This window comes from Bacteroides sp. 1_1_30, from assembly GCF_020982715.1.
Lineage (GTDB): Bacteria > Bacteroidota > Bacteroidia > Bacteroidales > Bacteroidaceae > Bacteroides > Bacteroides xylanisolvens.
Genome location: NZ_JAJKHN010000004.1, coordinates 33,799 through 49,280 on the forward strand (window position 1 = coordinate 33,799; position 15,482 = coordinate 49,280).

A 15,482-nucleotide genomic window follows, 5' to 3' on the forward strand; every position below is an offset into this window, starting at 1 on the left:
TTACCGTTTGATTGTCTGTAAATCCTTGTTCTCGATGATGGTGAAACCCTCGATGGTGAAACCGTTTGGGTTATCGTCCGACCGTGATGCGTTCAGCAGGCGGCAGGTGGTCACGAGGCTGCGCTCGGTGACGTTGCTCTGCCGGATGATTTTCTGCGTGGCGTAGGTCACGGCGCGGTAGGGATAGGCGTTGAAGTCGCACACCACGCTGTCCACCTTCAGCACTTGGTTGATGTTCCCGGCGATGATGCGGTTGTAGTACCCCTTCTCGGCGAAGTCCGAATAATAGTGGTACACGCTCTTGTCCGCCAGCAGCAAGGCACGTTTCACGTTGTGTTCAATCGCGCTTTTTTCAGGTGAGAGCGTGAAGAACAGCTCGTGGAAGCGGCGCACATGCTCCCGTGCCTCCGCCGGGCGGTTCTGCGACAGGTCCTGTGACAAGGCGAGCATCAGGCTCTTGCCGTTGTCCAGCACATAGATCTTCTCCCGTTGCTTCTCGGCGAAGCGGTAGGAGTTCCACACGCTCCACACCGTCACCACGGCGCACAGCGAGAGGAAGACGATACCGAACAGGCGTATCTGCCTGAACGACGATTCGATGTTTCTGAGTGACTTGAATTCCATTTTTACTTTTTCCGTTTATAATTGCACATTGATTATTTCAGCAGCTTGCCGATGCGTCCGACGGCGTTCCCTGCGGTAGCTCCCGCAACTCCGCCCGCCATGCCTCCGGCACGTCCAGCCATCTGGTTCATGTTACGGTTGTAGCCGCCCATGCCCCCGGCTTGGATGATCCAGCCCGCCACGGTGGGGATGGTGAAGTAACCGATGATGCCGATGCAGAGGAACACGATGTACACCCCGTCGCTCGAATCCAGCGAGAAGTTCGGGTCTGCCTGCATCCGCTCGATGTCGCTTTGCAGCATCAGCACCTGTATCTTAGCCAGTATGGTGCTGAACATGTCCGACACCGGCAGCCACAGATAGACCTGTATGTAGCGGCATATCCACTGCGTGAGCGTGCTTTGGAAACCGTCCCACACCGATATGGCGAAGGCTATCGGACCGAGTATCGCCAGCACCACGAGGAAGAAGGTGCGGACGGTGTCTATCACGAGGGCGGCGGCTTGGAACAGCAGTTCCAGTATCTCGCGGAAGAAGTCGCGGATGCTCTTTTTCATGTTGTACATTCCCCGGTCGATATACATCCCCGCCATCGTCACCATGTCGGAGGGCGACCAGCCGAGTTCCTCCAGCTGTTTGTCAAACTCCTCGTTGGACACGAGGTAGGCGGTTTCGGGGTTGCGCATCATCGCCTCGTATTCCAACTTGTCCTTCTGCTGGCGGTAGGTGTTCATGTCGAGCGTTTCCGCCTCCAGCATCTTCGCCGTGCCTTGCACGACGGGCGAAAGGATGCTGTTTATCGTACCCAGCACAACCGTGGGGAAGAACATGATGCAAAGACCGATGGCGAAGGGGCGGAGCATCGGGAACACGTCTATCGGTTCGGCTCTCGCCAGCGACTGCCATACCCTGTAGGCGACGTAGAACAGCGCGCCCAGCCCGGCGATGCCTTTCGCCACGCCCGCCATGTCCTCGCACAGCGGCATCATCTGCTCGTAGAGCGAGCGCAGAATCTGGTGAAGGTTGTCGAACTCCATAGTCTTACCAGTATCTTTCGTTCATGTTCCCGTACAGCCCCATGATGCGGTCGAGGTCGTTCTTCTTTTTAGCGCGGAGATAGGACACCGATATGTTCTTGTTGGTGTAGTAGCTCACGAGGTTGCGGTAACGCTTCATTTTGGAATGGCAGCGTTCCACCACGTCCATGCGCTCCTTGTCGGTCATGGAGAGCGTGGTGATGTTCACCACGTTTTTCAGTTCGGTCAGTACATCATTGCTCTCTTCCAGCAGCTTCGTGTAGCCGAAGGCGATGGCTCCCAGTTCCTCCACGGTGAAGTTGTCGTCACGCATCATCCGCTGGAAGTTGGTCACATAGATGTCGGTGATGTCGCCCACCATCAGGATGGTCTGTTGCACCTTGCGGGCATCCCGGACAAGGTTGTTCACTGATTTCAGCGCGTCGTAATACTTCTTTCCCTGCTCGTAGATTTTCACGGTTTCCTGAAAATTCTTCACCATGTTCTGGGCGGTGGTCGAGGTATGCACCACGTTCTTGGAGGTGTTCACGATGCTCTGGGCGATGTTGGACGGGTCTATCACCGCCCACTGTGCGCTTGCCCGGCCCGCGAGAAGCAGGCACAGGCAGACAATCATTGTTATTCTTGTTCTCATGTTTACTTTGGATTTTAGCGGTTGTTATTCTTCTGTCTGGTTCTCCGGCTGCGGCTTCACCCGCACATAGTCACCGTTTGGCGAGAAGGTCAGCACGTCCGTTGCCTCGTTGTAGGACACGTCGATGCGGAAGCCGGTGTTCATGAACAGGTTGCCGTTCTCCTCCTGCAAGAGATAGGTTTCCGGCTTGAGTTTGCGGCGCAGACCGCTCCGGCGGAACACCGTCACCTTGTAGGCTTCGCCCTCCTTGTAGATAAGCACGTCGGGCTTCCCCTCCACGCTCTCCCAGTTCCCGCACAGCATGTCACGGAGGTTGTCGGCCACGTCGCAGGATTGCAGCATCATGACCGCCAATCCGATCAGGCACTTGCTGACTTGCAGCATTTTCACTTTTGGTAAATTCATACGCATTTTTCTTTTTTCGTTGATAAATTCATTTTTAATTGTTGGTTGTTTCCTTGTTTCTCCGCTTTTCGGCAAGTTGCCGGATGGCGGCTTCGATGTCGCCGCCCAGCTTCTCCGCCAGACGGTAAACCTCCACTTTCTCCGTTTCCTCGGTGGTGTACGCCAGATACTCTTCGGCACTGACCTCCGTAGCATAGACCGCCGACTGCGTGCCGCCCAAGCCTATCCACACCTCCTTGTAGAGCCGTGAAGGGTTGTTCGCCATGTTGATGGAGAGTATCTGCCCCTTCTCCTTTTCCGTCAGTCCGAGCAACGCCTGTATCTGGTCAAACTTGTTCATATACTTGCGCTGGTCGAGAAGTATCTTGCAGTCGGAGTTGTTGATGATGCTCTCCTTGACCACGGGAGAGGAAATGATGTCGTCCACCTCCTGCGTTACCACGATTGCCTCGCCGTAATATTTTCTGACCGTCTTGTACATATAGCGCAGGTATTCAGCCATGTTCGCCGAAGAAAGAGCCTTCCAAGCCTCTTCCACGATAAGCTGTTTCCGCACCCCTTTCAGCCGTCGCATCTTGTTGATGAAGGCTTCCATGATGATGATCGTCACGACCGGAAAAAGCTCGCGGTTTTCCTTTATGCTGTCAATTTCGAAGACAATGAACCGCTTGTTGAGCAGGTCGATGTTCTCCGTGGAGTTGAGCAGGAAGTCGTAACGCCCGCCCCGGTAATACTGCCGCATGGTGGTGAGCATGTTGTCGATGTTGAAGTCGGACTTCTCCACCTTGATGTCACGTTCAGCCAGCTCCTTGCGGTAGTCGTCGCGCATATACTCGTAGAAGGTGTTGAAAGACGGCACGATGCTCCGGTCTGCCTTGATGCGCTCGATGTAGGCACTCACGGCACTGCCCAGTTCGCCGCTCTCCGTCTTCGTCACCTTGTCGTCCTCCGACTTCCAGAGCGTCAGCAGCAGGGTCTTGATGCTGTCCTTCTTCTCCACGTCGAAGACATAATCATCGGTGTAGAACGGGTTGAACGATATGGGCTTTTCCTCCGTGTAGGTGAAGTACACGCCGTCCGCTCCGCCTGTCTTGCGCCGGATCATGCCGCACAAGCCCTGATAAGAGTTTCCCGTGTCCACCAGCACGACGTGCGTACCTTGTTCGTAGTATTGCCTCACGAGGTGGTTCATGAAGAACGACTTGCCGCTGCCCGAAGGACCCAGCACGAACTTGTTGCGGTTCGTGGTGATGCCCCGCTTCATGGGCAGGTCGCTGATGTCGAGGTGCAGCGGTTTTCCCGTGAGCCTGTCCACCATCTTGATGCCGAAGGGCGAGAGCGAAGAGCGGTAATTGGTTTCCTCCGTGAACAGGCACACCGCCTGCTCGATGAAGGTATGGAAACTCTCTTCCGCCGGAAAGTCCGCCGCGTTGCCGGGTATCGCCGCCCAGTAGAGCGTCGGGCAGTCGATGGTGTTGTGGCGCGGCACGCACTCCATGCTTGCCAGCTGGCTGCCCACATCGTTCCTTATATGCTTCAGCTCCTCCGCGTCGTCGCTCCACGCCATGACGTTGAAATGCGCCCGTACCGAGGTCAGCCCGTAGGAATGGGCTTCGTTCAGGTATTGGTCTATCCACTCGCGGTTGATACTGTTGCTCCGGCTATACCGTGAGAGCGACTGCATGTTGCGGGCGGATTTCTCGAACTTCTGCAAGGCTTCCTCGCTGTTGTCTATCAGCACATACTGGTTGTAGATATGGTTGCAGGAGAGCAGCAACCCCACGGGGGAGGCGAAGGAGAGGCGGCAGTCGCTCCGGTCGGTGGAGAGCTTCTCGTAACGGGTGTCGGTTGCCACCTTGCCCGGCAGGTCTTCCGCGTCGGAGAGGGTGTGCAGGCACAGTCGGTTGTCGCCGATGCGCATCTCCCTTGCCGAAAGCTCAATATCTTGTAAGGTGGTATTCCCCTCCGGCATGAGCGAGAAGTAGCGTTCAATCAATCCCGTTTTTCCCTCAGTACCCACAATCTCATCGGTGGATAGGCGGCGCAGCCTGACAAGCCCGCTGTCGTTCATGATGCGCTCGAACTGTTCGCAGGCTTCCAAGAACTTGGTCGTGGTTTCCTTGTCCAGCTCCTTCGGGATGATATGTCCCCGGCACAGCGTGCTGAAGTTGCTCTGCATCCGGTTACGCTCCTTTGTCGTCTTGGTCAGGTAGAGATAGCAGGTGTGTTTCAGGTACGGACGCTCGTTGAAGTGTCGCTCGAAGCTGCGTGAGAGGAAACTCATGTCGTCCTTCTGAAGTTCCGGCTTGTAGCGTTCCTTGATGAACCAGTCCTGTTTGTGGACGACGGAGTAGTCCGGCAGCACCTTGATTGCCTTGCACCAGCAGCCGTGTATCGCCTCGTACTCCGCGCCCGTCACGGTGTAAAGTTCCGGCAGCTCCACCTCGAAAGCCACCGTGATGTCGGCGTCCTTTGAGATGATGCAGCCATGCTCCACCGCTAAAAGCGGGAACTTGTTTTCCAGTGTTGTCATTTTCGATGTATTCCTCATTGTCTTTCTTCCTTTCGTTGTCGTTTGAACAGACGGGGTATCCGCCGCCGGTTAATCAGGTATCGGGGGTGGCTCCGTGCCGCTCCCATTTTCATCAGCCCGTGTTCGCCGTACCGGGCGTTCAGCGCGAAGGTCTGCCATACAAGGAGGGAGGACGATGCCGCGCCGAAGCCGATACATATCCACTGGTCGATGCCGACCATGTAGAGGATGACGAACAGGACGAAGAGAGCCAGCAGACCTCCGCAGAAGATGAAGAGGTACTGAGCCTTCAAGCCCTTGAACTCTACCGGACGACCGATACCCTTGTTTACCGGGTATTCAGCCATACATTATTATATTAGAGGAAGAATGAGCGCAGGATGGTGGCGGCTACAATCAGGAAGATGCACGCGCCGAACCAGCTTGCGGCTGTTTTTGAGGTGTCGGGGTCGCCCGATGAAAATTTCCCGTACACTTTCACGCCCCCGATAAGCCCGACGACCGCGCCGATGGCGTATATCAGTTTCGTGCCGGGGTCGAAATAGGAACTCACCATAGAGGTGGCTTCGTTGATGCCCGCGATGCCGTTTCCCTGCGCGAAGGCGGAGGCGGTTGCGGCGATGATGAGTGCCGCAGAGAGGATTGTTTTTCTGTTTCTTACGATGTTCTTGTTCATAAACTGTCCTTGTTTTTTGCCGTCGAAAGGGTGGATGGTCCTTTGTCGGGCGGTTGATACTTTTTTACTTTACTTTGGTTTAGTGGTCGCCCTTTTGTTTCCACGGACTTGGGTGTGTCCGTTGCGTACCGGATGCGCCTTGCGCTTCCTCGCCGCGTGGGTTGATTGTCATTCCTTCATGTTCTTTCCTTTTTCAGTTGTCATACATAGTTGCGGATGTCGAACTCCTCGATGTTGTCAGGCACGACGAACACTTTGCTTTTTGCTTGTGCCACGGTAGTGTTTACCGTGTCCACAAAGACTGCCATTGCTTTGGCAAGCCTCTCGCTCATTGCTTCGTCGGTCAAGCGTTCCGTTATTCTGGAGTAAAGCTCCGTCCCGTCAAGCTCCGTCATGACTTTTCCAGCGTGTCGCATCTCCGCTTCGGACGGTGAGTCCTTCTTTATTGTTCGTACTGCCATGTCGATGTCCTCGAATGCACTTCCCGAAGCCTGTCCCTTGCCCGGTTCATCATCCTCCGGCTCATCCTCTCCGTATTCCAGTTCCTCCGGCGATATGCTCGTGAAGGTTTCATCGAGTTTATCCTCCGGGACTTGTGTCGGGCGCGATGCGGTTTCCGTGTTTCCGTCGTCAAAAGTAGCCTCTTCTTCCGACAGCTCAATGCCTTTTTCCGAAATGGCTGCTTCTTGCGTCGATATGGCAGCGGTTGTCCGAGTTGGAGCCATCCTGAAACGGCTCTTACCGATGATGTCCGCATCTTCATCCGAGGCTTCACTATGCAAGGTATCTTGCTTTTCACTCTTCGTTCCCAACGACCGCCATAATCCGGCAGCCCCTTTGAGGAACCGGACGAATTTTGTTTCCGTTATTCTGTCAGACAATAACATGAGCAGGAACCAGACGTTGCAGGCAACCGATACAATCAAGAATACTTTTGTCATAATCTCACTTTTTTGGCGTTTTCAATCTGTTCCATGTACTTCTCACCGTATTGTCTGAAATGGTCACGGAGAACATTGTCCACGAACTTGCCGATGCTCAATCCGTTTCCCAATCGGTTGGCGACAATAGCGACTTTCTCATGGACTTCACGGGAGATGTATATGCACTGTCGTGTTTTGATTTCCGACGATTGCAGGAAAGCCGCAATAGGCTTGCTGCCCTTTCCCTTTCCGGGAACATCACAGGTCTTTCCCAGACCTTTGTCGGTTGCACACTTCGCTGCACGGGCAACGTTTCTCTCACTCTTTCTTGTTTGCAGGCTGTCCGCCTGACTGTCATTCATCTTTCTTCTCATGTTGTTATTGATTAAAATGTTTATAAATTGTATGACTCCATGTGTCGCTTGAAGGATTCCGCTATCTCGTCTTGAAACTGTGTGAAATGGTAGGTCAGCACGTTGTCAAGAAAACCGGCGATAGTCACCTCGTTACCTCCGATGATATGTAGCATTTTCAGTATGCGGTCGTGGTACTCCTTTCGGATGTACACCTGTTTTCCGAGCCTTGCCGTGACATTGGACTCCCGCACGAACATGGAATCGTAATCCGTCTTCTCCGGCTTGCCGTTCCTGCGCCTGCGTTCCGTTTCTTCTTTGGGACGTGATGCAGGTTGGGGTCCGGCCGACTGCGGTTCTTCCTTCGGTGGTAGATCCGATACATTGCCGTCCGTGCTTCTTGCTTCCGGCGGTATGCTTGCATCGTCCATACGGAACGAGTTGATTATGGCATCACTGTCGATGTCCTCGATTCTTGCTTTCTTTGCCATGACACTCAATTTTTGATGATACCGAGAATTTCATCCACAAGGCGGTCAAGGTTGCTGCCGCGTACCAGTGTCTTGTCCGCAGGGAACGCCGTGGAACGGAACACCGCCTTGCGCTCCGCCGCTGTTTCCTTGCGGAAACGCTTGCTGTCCGGCAGGAATGTTTCGAGGATAGGCAGGGCGAACTCGGCGCATACCTTGTCGTATGCCTTGTATAGTTCCGTCTTCTCGCGTCCGTCCACCATGTTCCACACAAGGTAGATTCCTTTGATGCCGGATTTTCCCGTGCTTATCATCTGTTCGTTAATGACTGTGGCGAACTTGATGGAACTTTCCATCACCACCCTGTCTGCGATGATGGGTGTGAAGATGTAGTCCATCTTGGCGATAGTCTGTACCACATCGGCATTGTTGATAGTACCCGGCAGGTCGAAGAACACGAAATCAAGGTCGGGCTGTGCCTCCGTCAGATTTTCGGCGGTTCTTATCGCATCCTCCGCGCGGCTGCATCTGATTGTGTACGGGTTTTTCTTCAGCCGCTTGAGCTGCTCATACGCCATCACTTTGTAATGCCCGTCCTCCATGACGGCTTTCAGGTCACGCTTGCGCATGTCATGAATACTGTACTGCGGAAAGTCGCAGTCCACCACGGCCACGTTGTAGCCTTTCACATAGTGCAGGTAGCTTGCCACAAGCACTGTCAGGGTTGTCTTTCCGGCCCCTCCTTTCTGCGTGGAGATTGCCACATAAGTTGTCTCTTTCATTTGTTTGATAATTTATTAAGTTACACATCTGTCCGGTCACGGCAGCGTATTGCCATTCATACGCACGCACGCTTTACCGTCCGTTCATTTACCTGTTCACCAATCCGTCCAAGCCTGCGGACATCCGATTGCATATCCACCCGTCCAAGCCTTGGTTCATACGCATGAATACGGGAATGGAAATCCGGTTGTCCGTTCACACCCGCTTCCGACCGTTTGGACAGATGCCCGGATTGCTGTCCGAACATCCGATTGAAGGGGTGTGCTTTCAGTCCTTCATCCGAATCATGCTGCAAATAAACAATGATATTTTGAAACTTGTATCACTTCCCAAGCAAGTGGCAGCACGTTGCGCCGGTTGGCAGTCATTGACCGGGTCAAGCATCTGTCCGATACCGCTTTAAGGGCGTAACTTTGCCCCCGGACAGCAGGGTTCGCCGATGGTGGCGCAGCCGGAGTCCTGAAAGGTATCTTCCCAATCCGTCCCCTGACGGATTTTTATGTTCACCTGAACATAGCAAGATGTCTTTTCAGCCGCTCAAAATATTTTGAGCAGCCACGAAAAGCACTTGCCCTTGCAGGGGACGGGCTTTCCCTCCGAAGTCGGAAAGCCTTTCAGAACTGCGGTGCCGTGAACAGAAGCGGCGGCTTATGCCGTCAATCCGCTAAATCCAAAGTGATATGAAAGAGAAAAGGAAAAGCAAAGCAGGGAGAAATCCCAAACTCGATCCGGCGGTGTACCGCTACACCGTCCGTTTCAACGAAGAGGAACACAACCGTTTCCTCGCCATGTTTGGAAAATCGGGTGTCTATGCAAGGTCGGTTTTCCTCAAAGCGCACTTCTTCGGGCAACCGTTCAAGGTGCTGAAGGTGGACAAGACGCTGGTGGACTACTACACCAAGCTATCGGATTTTCATGCGCAGTTCCGCGCCGTGGGGACGAATTACAACCAAGTCGTGAAGGAATTGAGGCTGCATTTTTCCGAGAAAAAAGCGATGGCGTTGCTCTACAAGCTGGAGCAACGCACCGTCGAACTCGTGAAACTGAGCCGTCAGATTGTGGAATTGTCGAGAGAAATGGAAGCAAAATGGTCGCAAAAATCAGTGTAGGAGACTCGTTGTACGGCGCGATTGCCTACAACGGGGAGAAGATTAACGAGGCGCAGGGGCGGCTTCTCACCACCAACCGCATCTACAATGACGGTTCGGGAACGGTGGACATAAGCAAGGCGATGGAGGGTTTCCACACCTTCCTGCCACCGCAGATGAAGGTCGAGAAGCCGGTGGTGCATATCTCGCTCAACCCGCACCCAGAGGATGTGCTGACCGATATTGAGTTGCAGAATATCGCCCGCGAGTATCTGGAAAAACTCGGTTTCGGAAACCAGCCTTATCTTGTTTTCAAGCACGAGGACATAGACCGCCACCACCTGCACATCGTAACGGTCAACGTGGACGAAAACGGGAAAAGGCTCAACCGGGATTTTCTCTACCGCCGCAGCGACCGTATTCGCAGGGAACTGGAACAGAAGTACGGATTGCATCCGGCAGAACGTAAAAATCAGAGATTGGATAACCCGTTGCGCAAGGTGGACGCATCAGCAGGCGATGTGAAGAAGCAGGTGGCTGGCACCGTGAAAGCTCTGAACGGGCAGTACCGTTTCCAGACGATGGGCGAATACCGTGCGCTCCTTTCCATCTATAACCTGACGGTGGAGGAAGCGAGGGGTAACGTGCGCGGACGGGAATATCACGGGCTGGTCTATTCCGTCACGGACGGCAGGGGCAACAAGGTGGGCAACCCGTTCAAGTCCTCGCTCTTCGGGAAGTCCGCAGGCTATGAAGCCATGCAGAAGAAGTTTGTACGTTCCAGATCGGAGATTAAGGACAGGAAACTGGCAGACATGACGAAACGTACCGTTCTTTCCGTGCTGCAAGGCACTTATGACAAGGATAGGTTTGTTTCCCAACTTAAAGAGAAGGGCATCGACACCGTACTGCGCTACACGGAGGAAGGGCGCATCTACGGGGCTACCTTCATCGACCACCGCACGGGGAGTGTGCTGAACGGTTCGCGCATGGGCAAGGAGCTTTCGGCGAATGCCTTGCAGGAACACTTCACCCTGCCATACGCCGGACAACCGCCGATACCGTTATCCATCCCTATGGATGCTGCGGACAAGGCACACGGACAGACCGCATACGACCGTGAAGACGTATCGGGCGGAATGGGCTTGCTCACTCCCGAAGGTCCGGCGGTAGATGCCGAGGAAGAGGCTTTCATCCGGGCGATGAAGCGCAAAAAGAAGAAAAAGCGCAAGGGCTTGGGTTTGTAATCGGAGTATCAACAATTAAAAAATCAATGTATGTCACAACAAGAAGACGATTTGAGGGCATTGGCGAAAATCATGGATTTTCTGCGTGCCGTGAGTATCATTTTAGTGGTCATGAACGTGTACTGGTTCTGCTACGAAGCCATCCGGCTATGGGGCGTGAACATCGGTGTGGTGGACAAAATCCTTCTGAACTTCGACCGCACGGCGGGGCTGTTCCATTCCATTCTGTACACGAAACTGTTTGCCGTCCTGCTGCTTGCCCTGTCCTGTCTGGGTACGAAAGGGGTCAAGGGCGAGAAAATCACTTGGGGAAGAATATGGACGGCACTCGCCGCCGGATTCGTGCTGTTTTTCCTCAACTGGTGGATACTGGCTCTGCCGCTGCCGGTTGAAGCGGTGACGGGCTTGTATATCCTTACCATCGGCACGGGCTATGTCTGTCTTTTGATGGGCGGGCTGTGGATGAGCCGCCTGTTGAAACACAATCTGATGGAGGATGTTTTCAACAACGAGAATGAGAGTTTCATGCAGGAAACGAGGCTCATCGAAAGCGAGTATTCGGTCAATCTGCCCACACGCTTCTATTACAAAAAGCGTTGGAACAATGGCTGGATCAATGTGGTGAATCCCTTCCGTGCGTCCATCGTGTTGGGTACGCCGGGCAGCGGCAAGTCATACGCCGTGGTAAACAATTTTATCAAGCAACAGATTGAAAAGGGCTTCTCGATGTATGTATATGACTTCAAATTCAGTGACTTGTCCACCATAGCCTACAACCATTTGCTGAACCACCCGGAGGGCTACAAGGTGAAGCCGAAATTCTATGTGATCAATTTCGACGACCCGCGACGCTCACACCGTTGCAATCCCATACACCCGGATTTCATGGAGGATATTACGGACGCTTACGAGAGTGCCTACACGATAATGCTTAACCTCAATAAAACTTGGGTGCAAAAGCAGGGCGACTTCTTCGTGGAGTCACCTATCATTTTGTTTGCCAGCATTATCTGGTATCTCAAAATCTATCAGAACGGGAAGTATTGCACGTTTCCCCATGCCATCGAGTTTTTGAACCGCCGCTACGAGGATATTTTCCCGATACTGACCTCTTACCCGGAGCTGGAAAACTACCTTTCCCCGTTCATGGATGCTTGGCTCGGAGGGGCTGCGGAGCAGCTCATGGGGCAGATAGCGTCGGCGAAAATCCCGCTTTCGAGGATGATTTCCCCGCAGCTCTATTGGGTGATGTCGGACAGCGAGTTTACGCTGGACATCAACAATCCCGAAGAGCCGAAAATCCTATGCGTGGGCAACAATCCCGACCGTCAGAACATCTACGGGGCGGCTCTCGGATTGTATAACTCCCGTATCGTGAAACTCATCAACAAGAAGGGAATGCTGAAGTCATCGGTCATCATCGACGAGCTGCCCACGATATACTTCAAGGGGTTGGACAACCTTATAGCCACCGCCCGAAGCAACAAGGTTGCCGTGTGTCTGGGATTTCAGGATTTCAGCCAGCTGGTGCGCGACTACGGTGATAAGGAGGCGAAAGTGGTGATGAATACGGTCGGTAACATTTTCTCCGGGCAGGTGGTAGGTGAAACGGCAAAGACACTATCGGAACGGTTCGGTAAGGTGTTGCAGAAACGGCAGTCTATCTCCATCAACCGGCAGGATGTTTCCACCTCCATCAACACGCAGATGGATGCGCTCATTCCGCCGAGCAAGATTTCCGGTCTGACGCAGGGAATGTTTGTCGGTTCGGTGTCCGACAACTTCAACGAACGTATCGAACAGAAAATTTTTCACTGCGAGATTGTGGTGGATGCCGAGAAGGTGAAGCGGGAGGAACGTGCCTACAAGAAAATTCCGGTCATTACCGATTTCACGGACGAGGACGGCAACGACCGCATGAAAGAAACGGTGCAGGCGAACTACCGGCGTATCAAGGAAGAGGTGAAGCAGATTGTGCAGGAGGAACTGGAGCGCATCGCGGGCGATGATAACCTGAAATATCTGTTGCAGCAGAAGTAAATAAAAAAATGAAGAAAGGCTTACCATAAACCTTTCTTCATTTTTTTAGAACTTAAGCATTATCCATACTTACTAAGATTCCGTTTTCCAAAATTTTTTGCAATGGAATTTTCTTTAAGATTTCTTGATAAGTGCTATAGAAGTCATTATCAAGTCCTATATAAACAATATTGTCATGTAATTCTTCTATAACACTAATATGTGAATGCAATTTGCACTTTTTATCAGAACAATCTGATACGATACTTTTAATTCGTTCCAACTTATTTAATAAATCATCATATTGAGATAACCCTTTTGTAGTTGGTTGTATTTGATAATTAGTTTTCTTTGCCGGTTGTATATTATGTTCAGGATCTAATAATACTATGTGAAATATAGAAGAATCCCGATCAAAATAACCTACAATACGCCCCGTACTTTTTGTTATCGAAAATTGCATTATTGGAAAATCTGTCTCATTGTCCAATATTTCTTTTGGTAGCCAATCTAAATCTTTTCGTTGAATAGGAATGTTTTTAGCACTCCAATCTATTGGATGACATCTTAATGCAATACTACCTCTATTTTCTTCTAATACTTCTTGCGGTGTCATAGTACCCAAAGCACCTAATCTTTCAAGAAGCCCAATATGCCATCCCTTAGAACACTCTCCAATCTGAAAATTAGGTATCTGCTTAAAGTAAGAGAAGGAAAAAGTTATCTTCCTTCTCTTTAACTCATTTTCTTGTTCTTTGGTAACTAATGATTTGTTTCCGTATTTAGGAGAATCTGAATTAAGATTTAATAGTTTCCCATTTTTTCCCATAATACTCAATCATTAGTTCTGGAGTAATAACCTTGTCACAACGCTCATTTACATTTAAATCTCCACGTGTTTCAATCCAAGGCATCTCATTGTGGGACAATCGTTCTAATTCAGCACCGCTATATTTAAGATAATTCTCCAATATAAAGTCAATGAATTCAGCGTCTTCTGATGATAAACTCACATTGTGATTCATGCAATCATCAATATTGATTTCTGAATAGAGATATTTTGTAGAATTAAATCGATTGTAGATTTCTCGATTTACCGGACCATGAATCCATGCTTCAAACTCGCCGTCAAACATAGGTTTTTTATTGATACCATAAGACCATGCTTGAACATAATACAATAACTTCTGCAACTTTAAATTTATTAAAGACGCAAATCTATCTTCCGATTTTACTCGTAAGATAATGTAGTCTGTTATATCGTGTATTGAGTTCATCTGAATTATGACTATATCAATTTCAATGCAAAGTTAATATCTTTTTCTAATATAACAAAATAATGAATTGAATTGATGTGATTTATTCTAATGAATTTGTTTTTTATCTCCTCATACGATCCAACTCATCATCGCGCAGCATCCTCTCGTTCAATTTCTCCTGCATTCTGTCAAGGAAGTAGGTGCGGCTTTCGTTCTTCCGGCGTTTGATATCGGTGTAGAAACGGTAGCAGTCCTTCGACTCAACCCCGAATATCTTGTAAAGGAGCGGGGCAAGCTGTTTGAGCGGCATGTTGCCGTTGTTGATGCAGCCCATCTCGTCGATGCCGTAGATAAGTTCCACGAGGTCGATGGCATTGCCCGTCCATTGCAGGAGGCTGGTGGCGGTTTCTGTTGTGTTGTTGGCGGATATCAGTGGCGGCACTTGGGGCGTGGCAAGGAATTTCTGCATCTTCCTCACGAAAGACAGGGCCTTGCTGACATAGGCGGCAATCTCTCTCTTTTCTTCTGACAGGTTGCGCACGGGATGGTGCTGCAACTCGATTTCGATGTAGGCAAGCGCGATGACGGTAAGGTTCGCGTCCATGCTACCGTTACACAGTTCGATCACTTGGGTGGCAAAAGCCGTGTATGCCGTTTCCATATTGCAGTCACCGGCTTCGTTTATCAGGCGGAAAAAGTCGGTTTCCGCCAGCAAGAAATAATTCATGGTTCTGTCAATTTTGAAAATTACACTTTGTTTTCTGCGTGCGCACATGAATATAATTGGCAAAAAACGCGGCAGAAAATAAAAAATCCAACACTCAATTTTACAAAGTACTGGATTTCAGAGGTATAAAATTCAATATTTTTTCACAAGGACAAATTATCTCCGACTTAAATTGTTTGTAATCAGAACATTTATTCTATTCCTGAAAATAGAAATGTATGCTTGCCGCACATTTTGGCTATCTTGCTTTTTTATCAAGGATATAGATAATGCGACATACACCGTTGGAATAGCTTTTCAAGGAGGAAAGCGTCCAGTGTTGCTCTGGCAGAGCCGACTTAAAAAAATGTCGTCCGCTTCCGGATATGAAAGGAACGGTGTATAGTATGATTTCATCCACAGCGTGCATACGCAGTAGTCCGTTTATATAATCTGCCGTATCCAGTGTGGCTTCCGCGAGGTAACGGATGTTTGTGCCGTCTTTTCTCCATTCGTGCAGCATTGAAATGGAATAGTCCGGTGTCACACGGTAAAGGGCTTTCTTCCTGATTTCATCAAGACCGCAACGGTCAAGGCACAAATCCTGATGTGCTTTATCATATAACTCTGAAGAAAGACATCCGTCCATCGTCAGTACGGCGAGAATCTGAACTTTACCCATAATCGTTTCCTTTCGTTAGGCAAGGGTAAAAAAGTAGCGTGCA

The 15,482-nt window shown here is 50.8% G+C and carries 19 protein-coding genes; 3 read left to right on the forward strand and 16 right to left on the reverse strand.

The window, feature by feature from the left end:
• From traK to LPH68_RS01740, 12 genes are all read right to left on the reverse strand, one after another.
• Positions 1–624, reverse strand: coding sequence for a conjugative transposon protein TraK (gene traK, locus LPH68_RS01685; protein ID WP_004293887.1), 624 nt, complete (start codon positions 622–624; stop codon positions 1–3).
• A 32-nt stretch (positions 625–656) separates the two neighbouring features.
• On the reverse strand, positions 657–1,661 hold the full coding sequence (gene traJ / locus LPH68_RS01690) for a conjugative transposon protein TraJ (protein ID WP_005790792.1): 1,005 nt from the start codon (positions 1,659–1,661) through the stop codon (positions 657–659).
• A 4-nt stretch (positions 1,662–1,665) separates the two neighbouring features.
• Positions 1,666–2,295, reverse strand: coding sequence for a DUF4141 domain-containing protein (locus LPH68_RS01695; protein WP_005790794.1), 630 nt, complete (start codon positions 2,293–2,295; stop codon positions 1,666–1,668).
• A 24-nt stretch (positions 2,296–2,319) separates the two neighbouring features.
• On the reverse strand, positions 2,320–2,700 hold the full coding sequence (locus LPH68_RS01700; RefSeq protein WP_005790796.1) for a DUF3876 domain-containing protein: 381 nt from the start codon (positions 2,698–2,700) through the stop codon (positions 2,320–2,322).
• 34 nt (positions 2,701–2,734) lie between these two features.
• Positions 2,735–5,251, reverse strand: coding sequence for a TraG family conjugative transposon ATPase (locus LPH68_RS01705; protein WP_005790798.1), 2,517 nt, complete (start codon positions 5,249–5,251; stop codon positions 2,735–2,737).
• On the reverse strand, positions 5,248–5,580 hold the full coding sequence (locus tag LPH68_RS01710; RefSeq protein WP_005790799.1) for a DUF4133 domain-containing protein: 333 nt from the start codon (positions 5,578–5,580) through the stop codon (positions 5,248–5,250). Before LPH68_RS01710 ends, LPH68_RS01705 begins: the two co-directional genes overlap by 4 nt.
• An 11-nt stretch (positions 5,581–5,591) precedes the next feature.
• The gene (locus LPH68_RS01715; protein WP_005790801.1) at positions 5,592–5,909 is read right to left on the reverse strand and encodes a DUF4134 domain-containing protein; all 318 of its coding nucleotides are present in this window, start codon (positions 5,907–5,909) and stop codon (positions 5,592–5,594) included.
• Between the two features lie 200 nt (positions 5,910–6,109).
• Positions 6,110–6,850: a hypothetical protein gene (locus LPH68_RS01720; protein WP_005790803.1), complete on the reverse strand. Its 741-nt coding sequence runs from the start codon at positions 6,848–6,850 to the stop codon at positions 6,110–6,112.
• The gene (locus LPH68_RS01725) at positions 6,847–7,206 is read right to left on the reverse strand and encodes a DUF3408 domain-containing protein (RefSeq protein WP_005790806.1); all 360 of its coding nucleotides are present in this window, start codon (positions 7,204–7,206) and stop codon (positions 6,847–6,849) included. Before LPH68_RS01725 ends, LPH68_RS01720 begins: the two co-directional genes overlap by 4 nt.
• 20 nt (positions 7,207–7,226) lie before the next feature.
• Entirely contained in the window at positions 7,227–7,676 is a 450-nt protein-coding gene (locus LPH68_RS01730) for a DUF3408 domain-containing protein (protein WP_005790808.1), read from the reverse strand.
• A gap of 5 nt (positions 7,677–7,681) precedes the next feature.
• Positions 7,682–8,437 carry a ParA family protein gene (locus LPH68_RS01735; RefSeq protein ID WP_005790809.1) on the reverse strand — a complete coding sequence of 252 codons (756 nt, stop codon included), beginning with the start codon at positions 8,435–8,437 and terminating at the stop codon, positions 7,682–7,684.
• Positions 8,438–8,493: 56 nt separating this feature from the next.
• On the reverse strand, positions 8,494–8,733 hold the full coding sequence (locus LPH68_RS01740) for a hypothetical protein (protein ID WP_025819417.1): 240 nt from the start codon (positions 8,731–8,733) through the stop codon (positions 8,494–8,496).
• Between the two features lie 385 nt (positions 8,734–9,118).
• Here LPH68_RS01740 and mobA point away from each other — a divergent pair, with 385 nt between their 5' ends.
• From mobA to mobC, 3 genes are read left to right on the forward strand one after another with little or no spacing between them, the layout of a single operon-like run.
• Complete coding sequence (mobA, locus tag LPH68_RS01745; protein WP_005790810.1) at positions 9,119–9,547, forward strand: conjugal transfer protein MobA; 429 nt, start codon at positions 9,119–9,121, stop codon at positions 9,545–9,547.
• Positions 9,526–10,773: a conjugal transfer protein MobB gene (gene mobB / locus LPH68_RS01750; protein ID WP_005790811.1), complete on the forward strand. Its 1,248-nt coding sequence runs from the start codon at positions 9,526–9,528 to the stop codon at positions 10,771–10,773. Before mobA ends, mobB begins: the two co-directional genes overlap by 22 nt.
• Before the next feature lie 30 nt (positions 10,774–10,803).
• Positions 10,804–12,813, forward strand: coding sequence for a conjugal transfer protein MobC (gene mobC / locus LPH68_RS01755; protein WP_004348455.1), 2,010 nt, complete (start codon positions 10,804–10,806; stop codon positions 12,811–12,813).
• A 52-nt stretch (positions 12,814–12,865) separates the two neighbouring features.
• On the opposite strand, the gene LPH68_RS01760 is transcribed toward mobC, so the two are convergent.
• The 4 genes from LPH68_RS01760 to LPH68_RS01775 all read right to left on the reverse strand — a co-directional run bounded on the left by LPH68_RS01760 (position 12,866) and on the right by LPH68_RS01775 (position 15,439).
• The gene (locus tag LPH68_RS01760; protein ID WP_004293874.1) at positions 12,866–13,621 is read right to left on the reverse strand and encodes a hypothetical protein; all 756 of its coding nucleotides are present in this window, start codon (positions 13,619–13,621) and stop codon (positions 12,866–12,868) included.
• Entirely contained in the window at positions 13,590–14,069 is a 480-nt protein-coding gene (locus tag LPH68_RS01765) for a Panacea domain-containing protein (RefSeq protein ID WP_004293873.1), read from the reverse strand. The genes LPH68_RS01760 and LPH68_RS01765 overlap by 32 nt, the downstream gene beginning before the upstream one ends.
• A gap of 103 nt (positions 14,070–14,172) precedes the next feature.
• Positions 14,173–14,778, reverse strand: a complete 606-nt coding sequence (locus LPH68_RS01770; RefSeq protein ID WP_004293872.1) for an RteC domain-containing protein — start codon at positions 14,776–14,778, stop codon at positions 14,173–14,175.
• 238 nt (positions 14,779–15,016) lie between these two features.
• A complete protein-coding gene (locus LPH68_RS01775) occupies positions 15,017–15,439 on the reverse strand; it encodes a dihydrofolate reductase family protein (RefSeq protein ID WP_004293871.1) in 423 nt (140 codons plus the stop codon).
• Positions 15,440–15,482: the final 43 nt, after the last annotated feature.

What these genes read in the sequence shown, in the direction of transcription:
- traK (WP_004293887.1), bottom strand. Translation starts at nt 624, where the DNA reads ATGGAATTCAAGTCACTCAGAAACATCGAATCGTCGTTCAGGCAGATA.
- traJ (WP_005790792.1), bottom strand. Translation starts at nt 1,661, where the DNA reads ATGGAGTTCGACAACCTTCACCAGATTCTGCGCTCGCTCTACGAGCAG.
- LPH68_RS01695 (WP_005790794.1), bottom strand. Translation starts at nt 2,295, where the DNA reads ATGAGAACAAGAATAACAATGATTGTCTGCCTGTGCCTGCTTCTCGCG.
- LPH68_RS01700 (WP_005790796.1), bottom strand. Translation starts at nt 2,700, where the DNA reads ATGAATTTACCAAAAGTGAAAATGCTGCAAGTCAGCAAGTGCCTGATC.
- LPH68_RS01705 (WP_005790798.1), bottom strand. Translation starts at nt 5,251, where the DNA reads ATGAGGAATACATCGAAAATGACAACACTGGAAAACAAGTTCCCGCTT.
- LPH68_RS01710 (WP_005790799.1), bottom strand. Translation starts at nt 5,580, where the DNA reads ATGGCTGAATACCCGGTAAACAAGGGTATCGGTCGTCCGGTAGAGTTC.
- LPH68_RS01715 (WP_005790801.1), bottom strand. Translation starts at nt 5,909, where the DNA reads ATGAACAAGAACATCGTAAGAAACAGAAAAACAATCCTCTCTGCGGCA.
- LPH68_RS01720 (WP_005790803.1), bottom strand. Translation starts at nt 6,850, where the DNA reads ATGACAAAAGTATTCTTGATTGTATCGGTTGCCTGCAACGTCTGGTTC.
- LPH68_RS01725 (WP_005790806.1), bottom strand. Translation starts at nt 7,206, where the DNA reads ATGAGAAGAAAGATGAATGACAGTCAGGCGGACAGCCTGCAAACAAGA.
- LPH68_RS01730 (WP_005790808.1), bottom strand. Translation starts at nt 7,676, where the DNA reads ATGGCAAAGAAAGCAAGAATCGAGGACATCGACAGTGATGCCATAATC.
- LPH68_RS01735 (WP_005790809.1), bottom strand. Translation starts at nt 8,437, where the DNA reads ATGAAAGAGACAACTTATGTGGCAATCTCCACGCAGAAAGGAGGGGCC.
- mobA (WP_005790810.1), top strand. Translation starts at nt 9,119, where the DNA reads ATGAAAGAGAAAAGGAAAAGCAAAGCAGGGAGAAATCCCAAACTCGAT.
- mobB (WP_005790811.1), top strand. Translation starts at nt 9,526, where the DNA reads ATGGTCGCAAAAATCAGTGTAGGAGACTCGTTGTACGGCGCGATTGCC.
- mobC (WP_004348455.1), top strand. Translation starts at nt 10,804, where the DNA reads ATGTCACAACAAGAAGACGATTTGAGGGCATTGGCGAAAATCATGGAT.
- LPH68_RS01760 (WP_004293874.1), bottom strand. Translation starts at nt 13,621, where the DNA reads ATGGGAAAAAATGGGAAACTATTAAATCTTAATTCAGATTCTCCTAAA.
- LPH68_RS01765 (WP_004293873.1), bottom strand. Translation starts at nt 14,069, where the DNA reads ATGAACTCAATACACGATATAACAGACTACATTATCTTACGAGTAAAA.
- LPH68_RS01770 (WP_004293872.1), bottom strand. Translation starts at nt 14,778, where the DNA reads ATGAATTATTTCTTGCTGGCGGAAACCGACTTTTTCCGCCTGATAAAC.
- LPH68_RS01775 (WP_004293871.1), bottom strand. Translation starts at nt 15,439, where the DNA reads ATGGGTAAAGTTCAGATTCTCGCCGTACTGACGATGGACGGATGTCTT.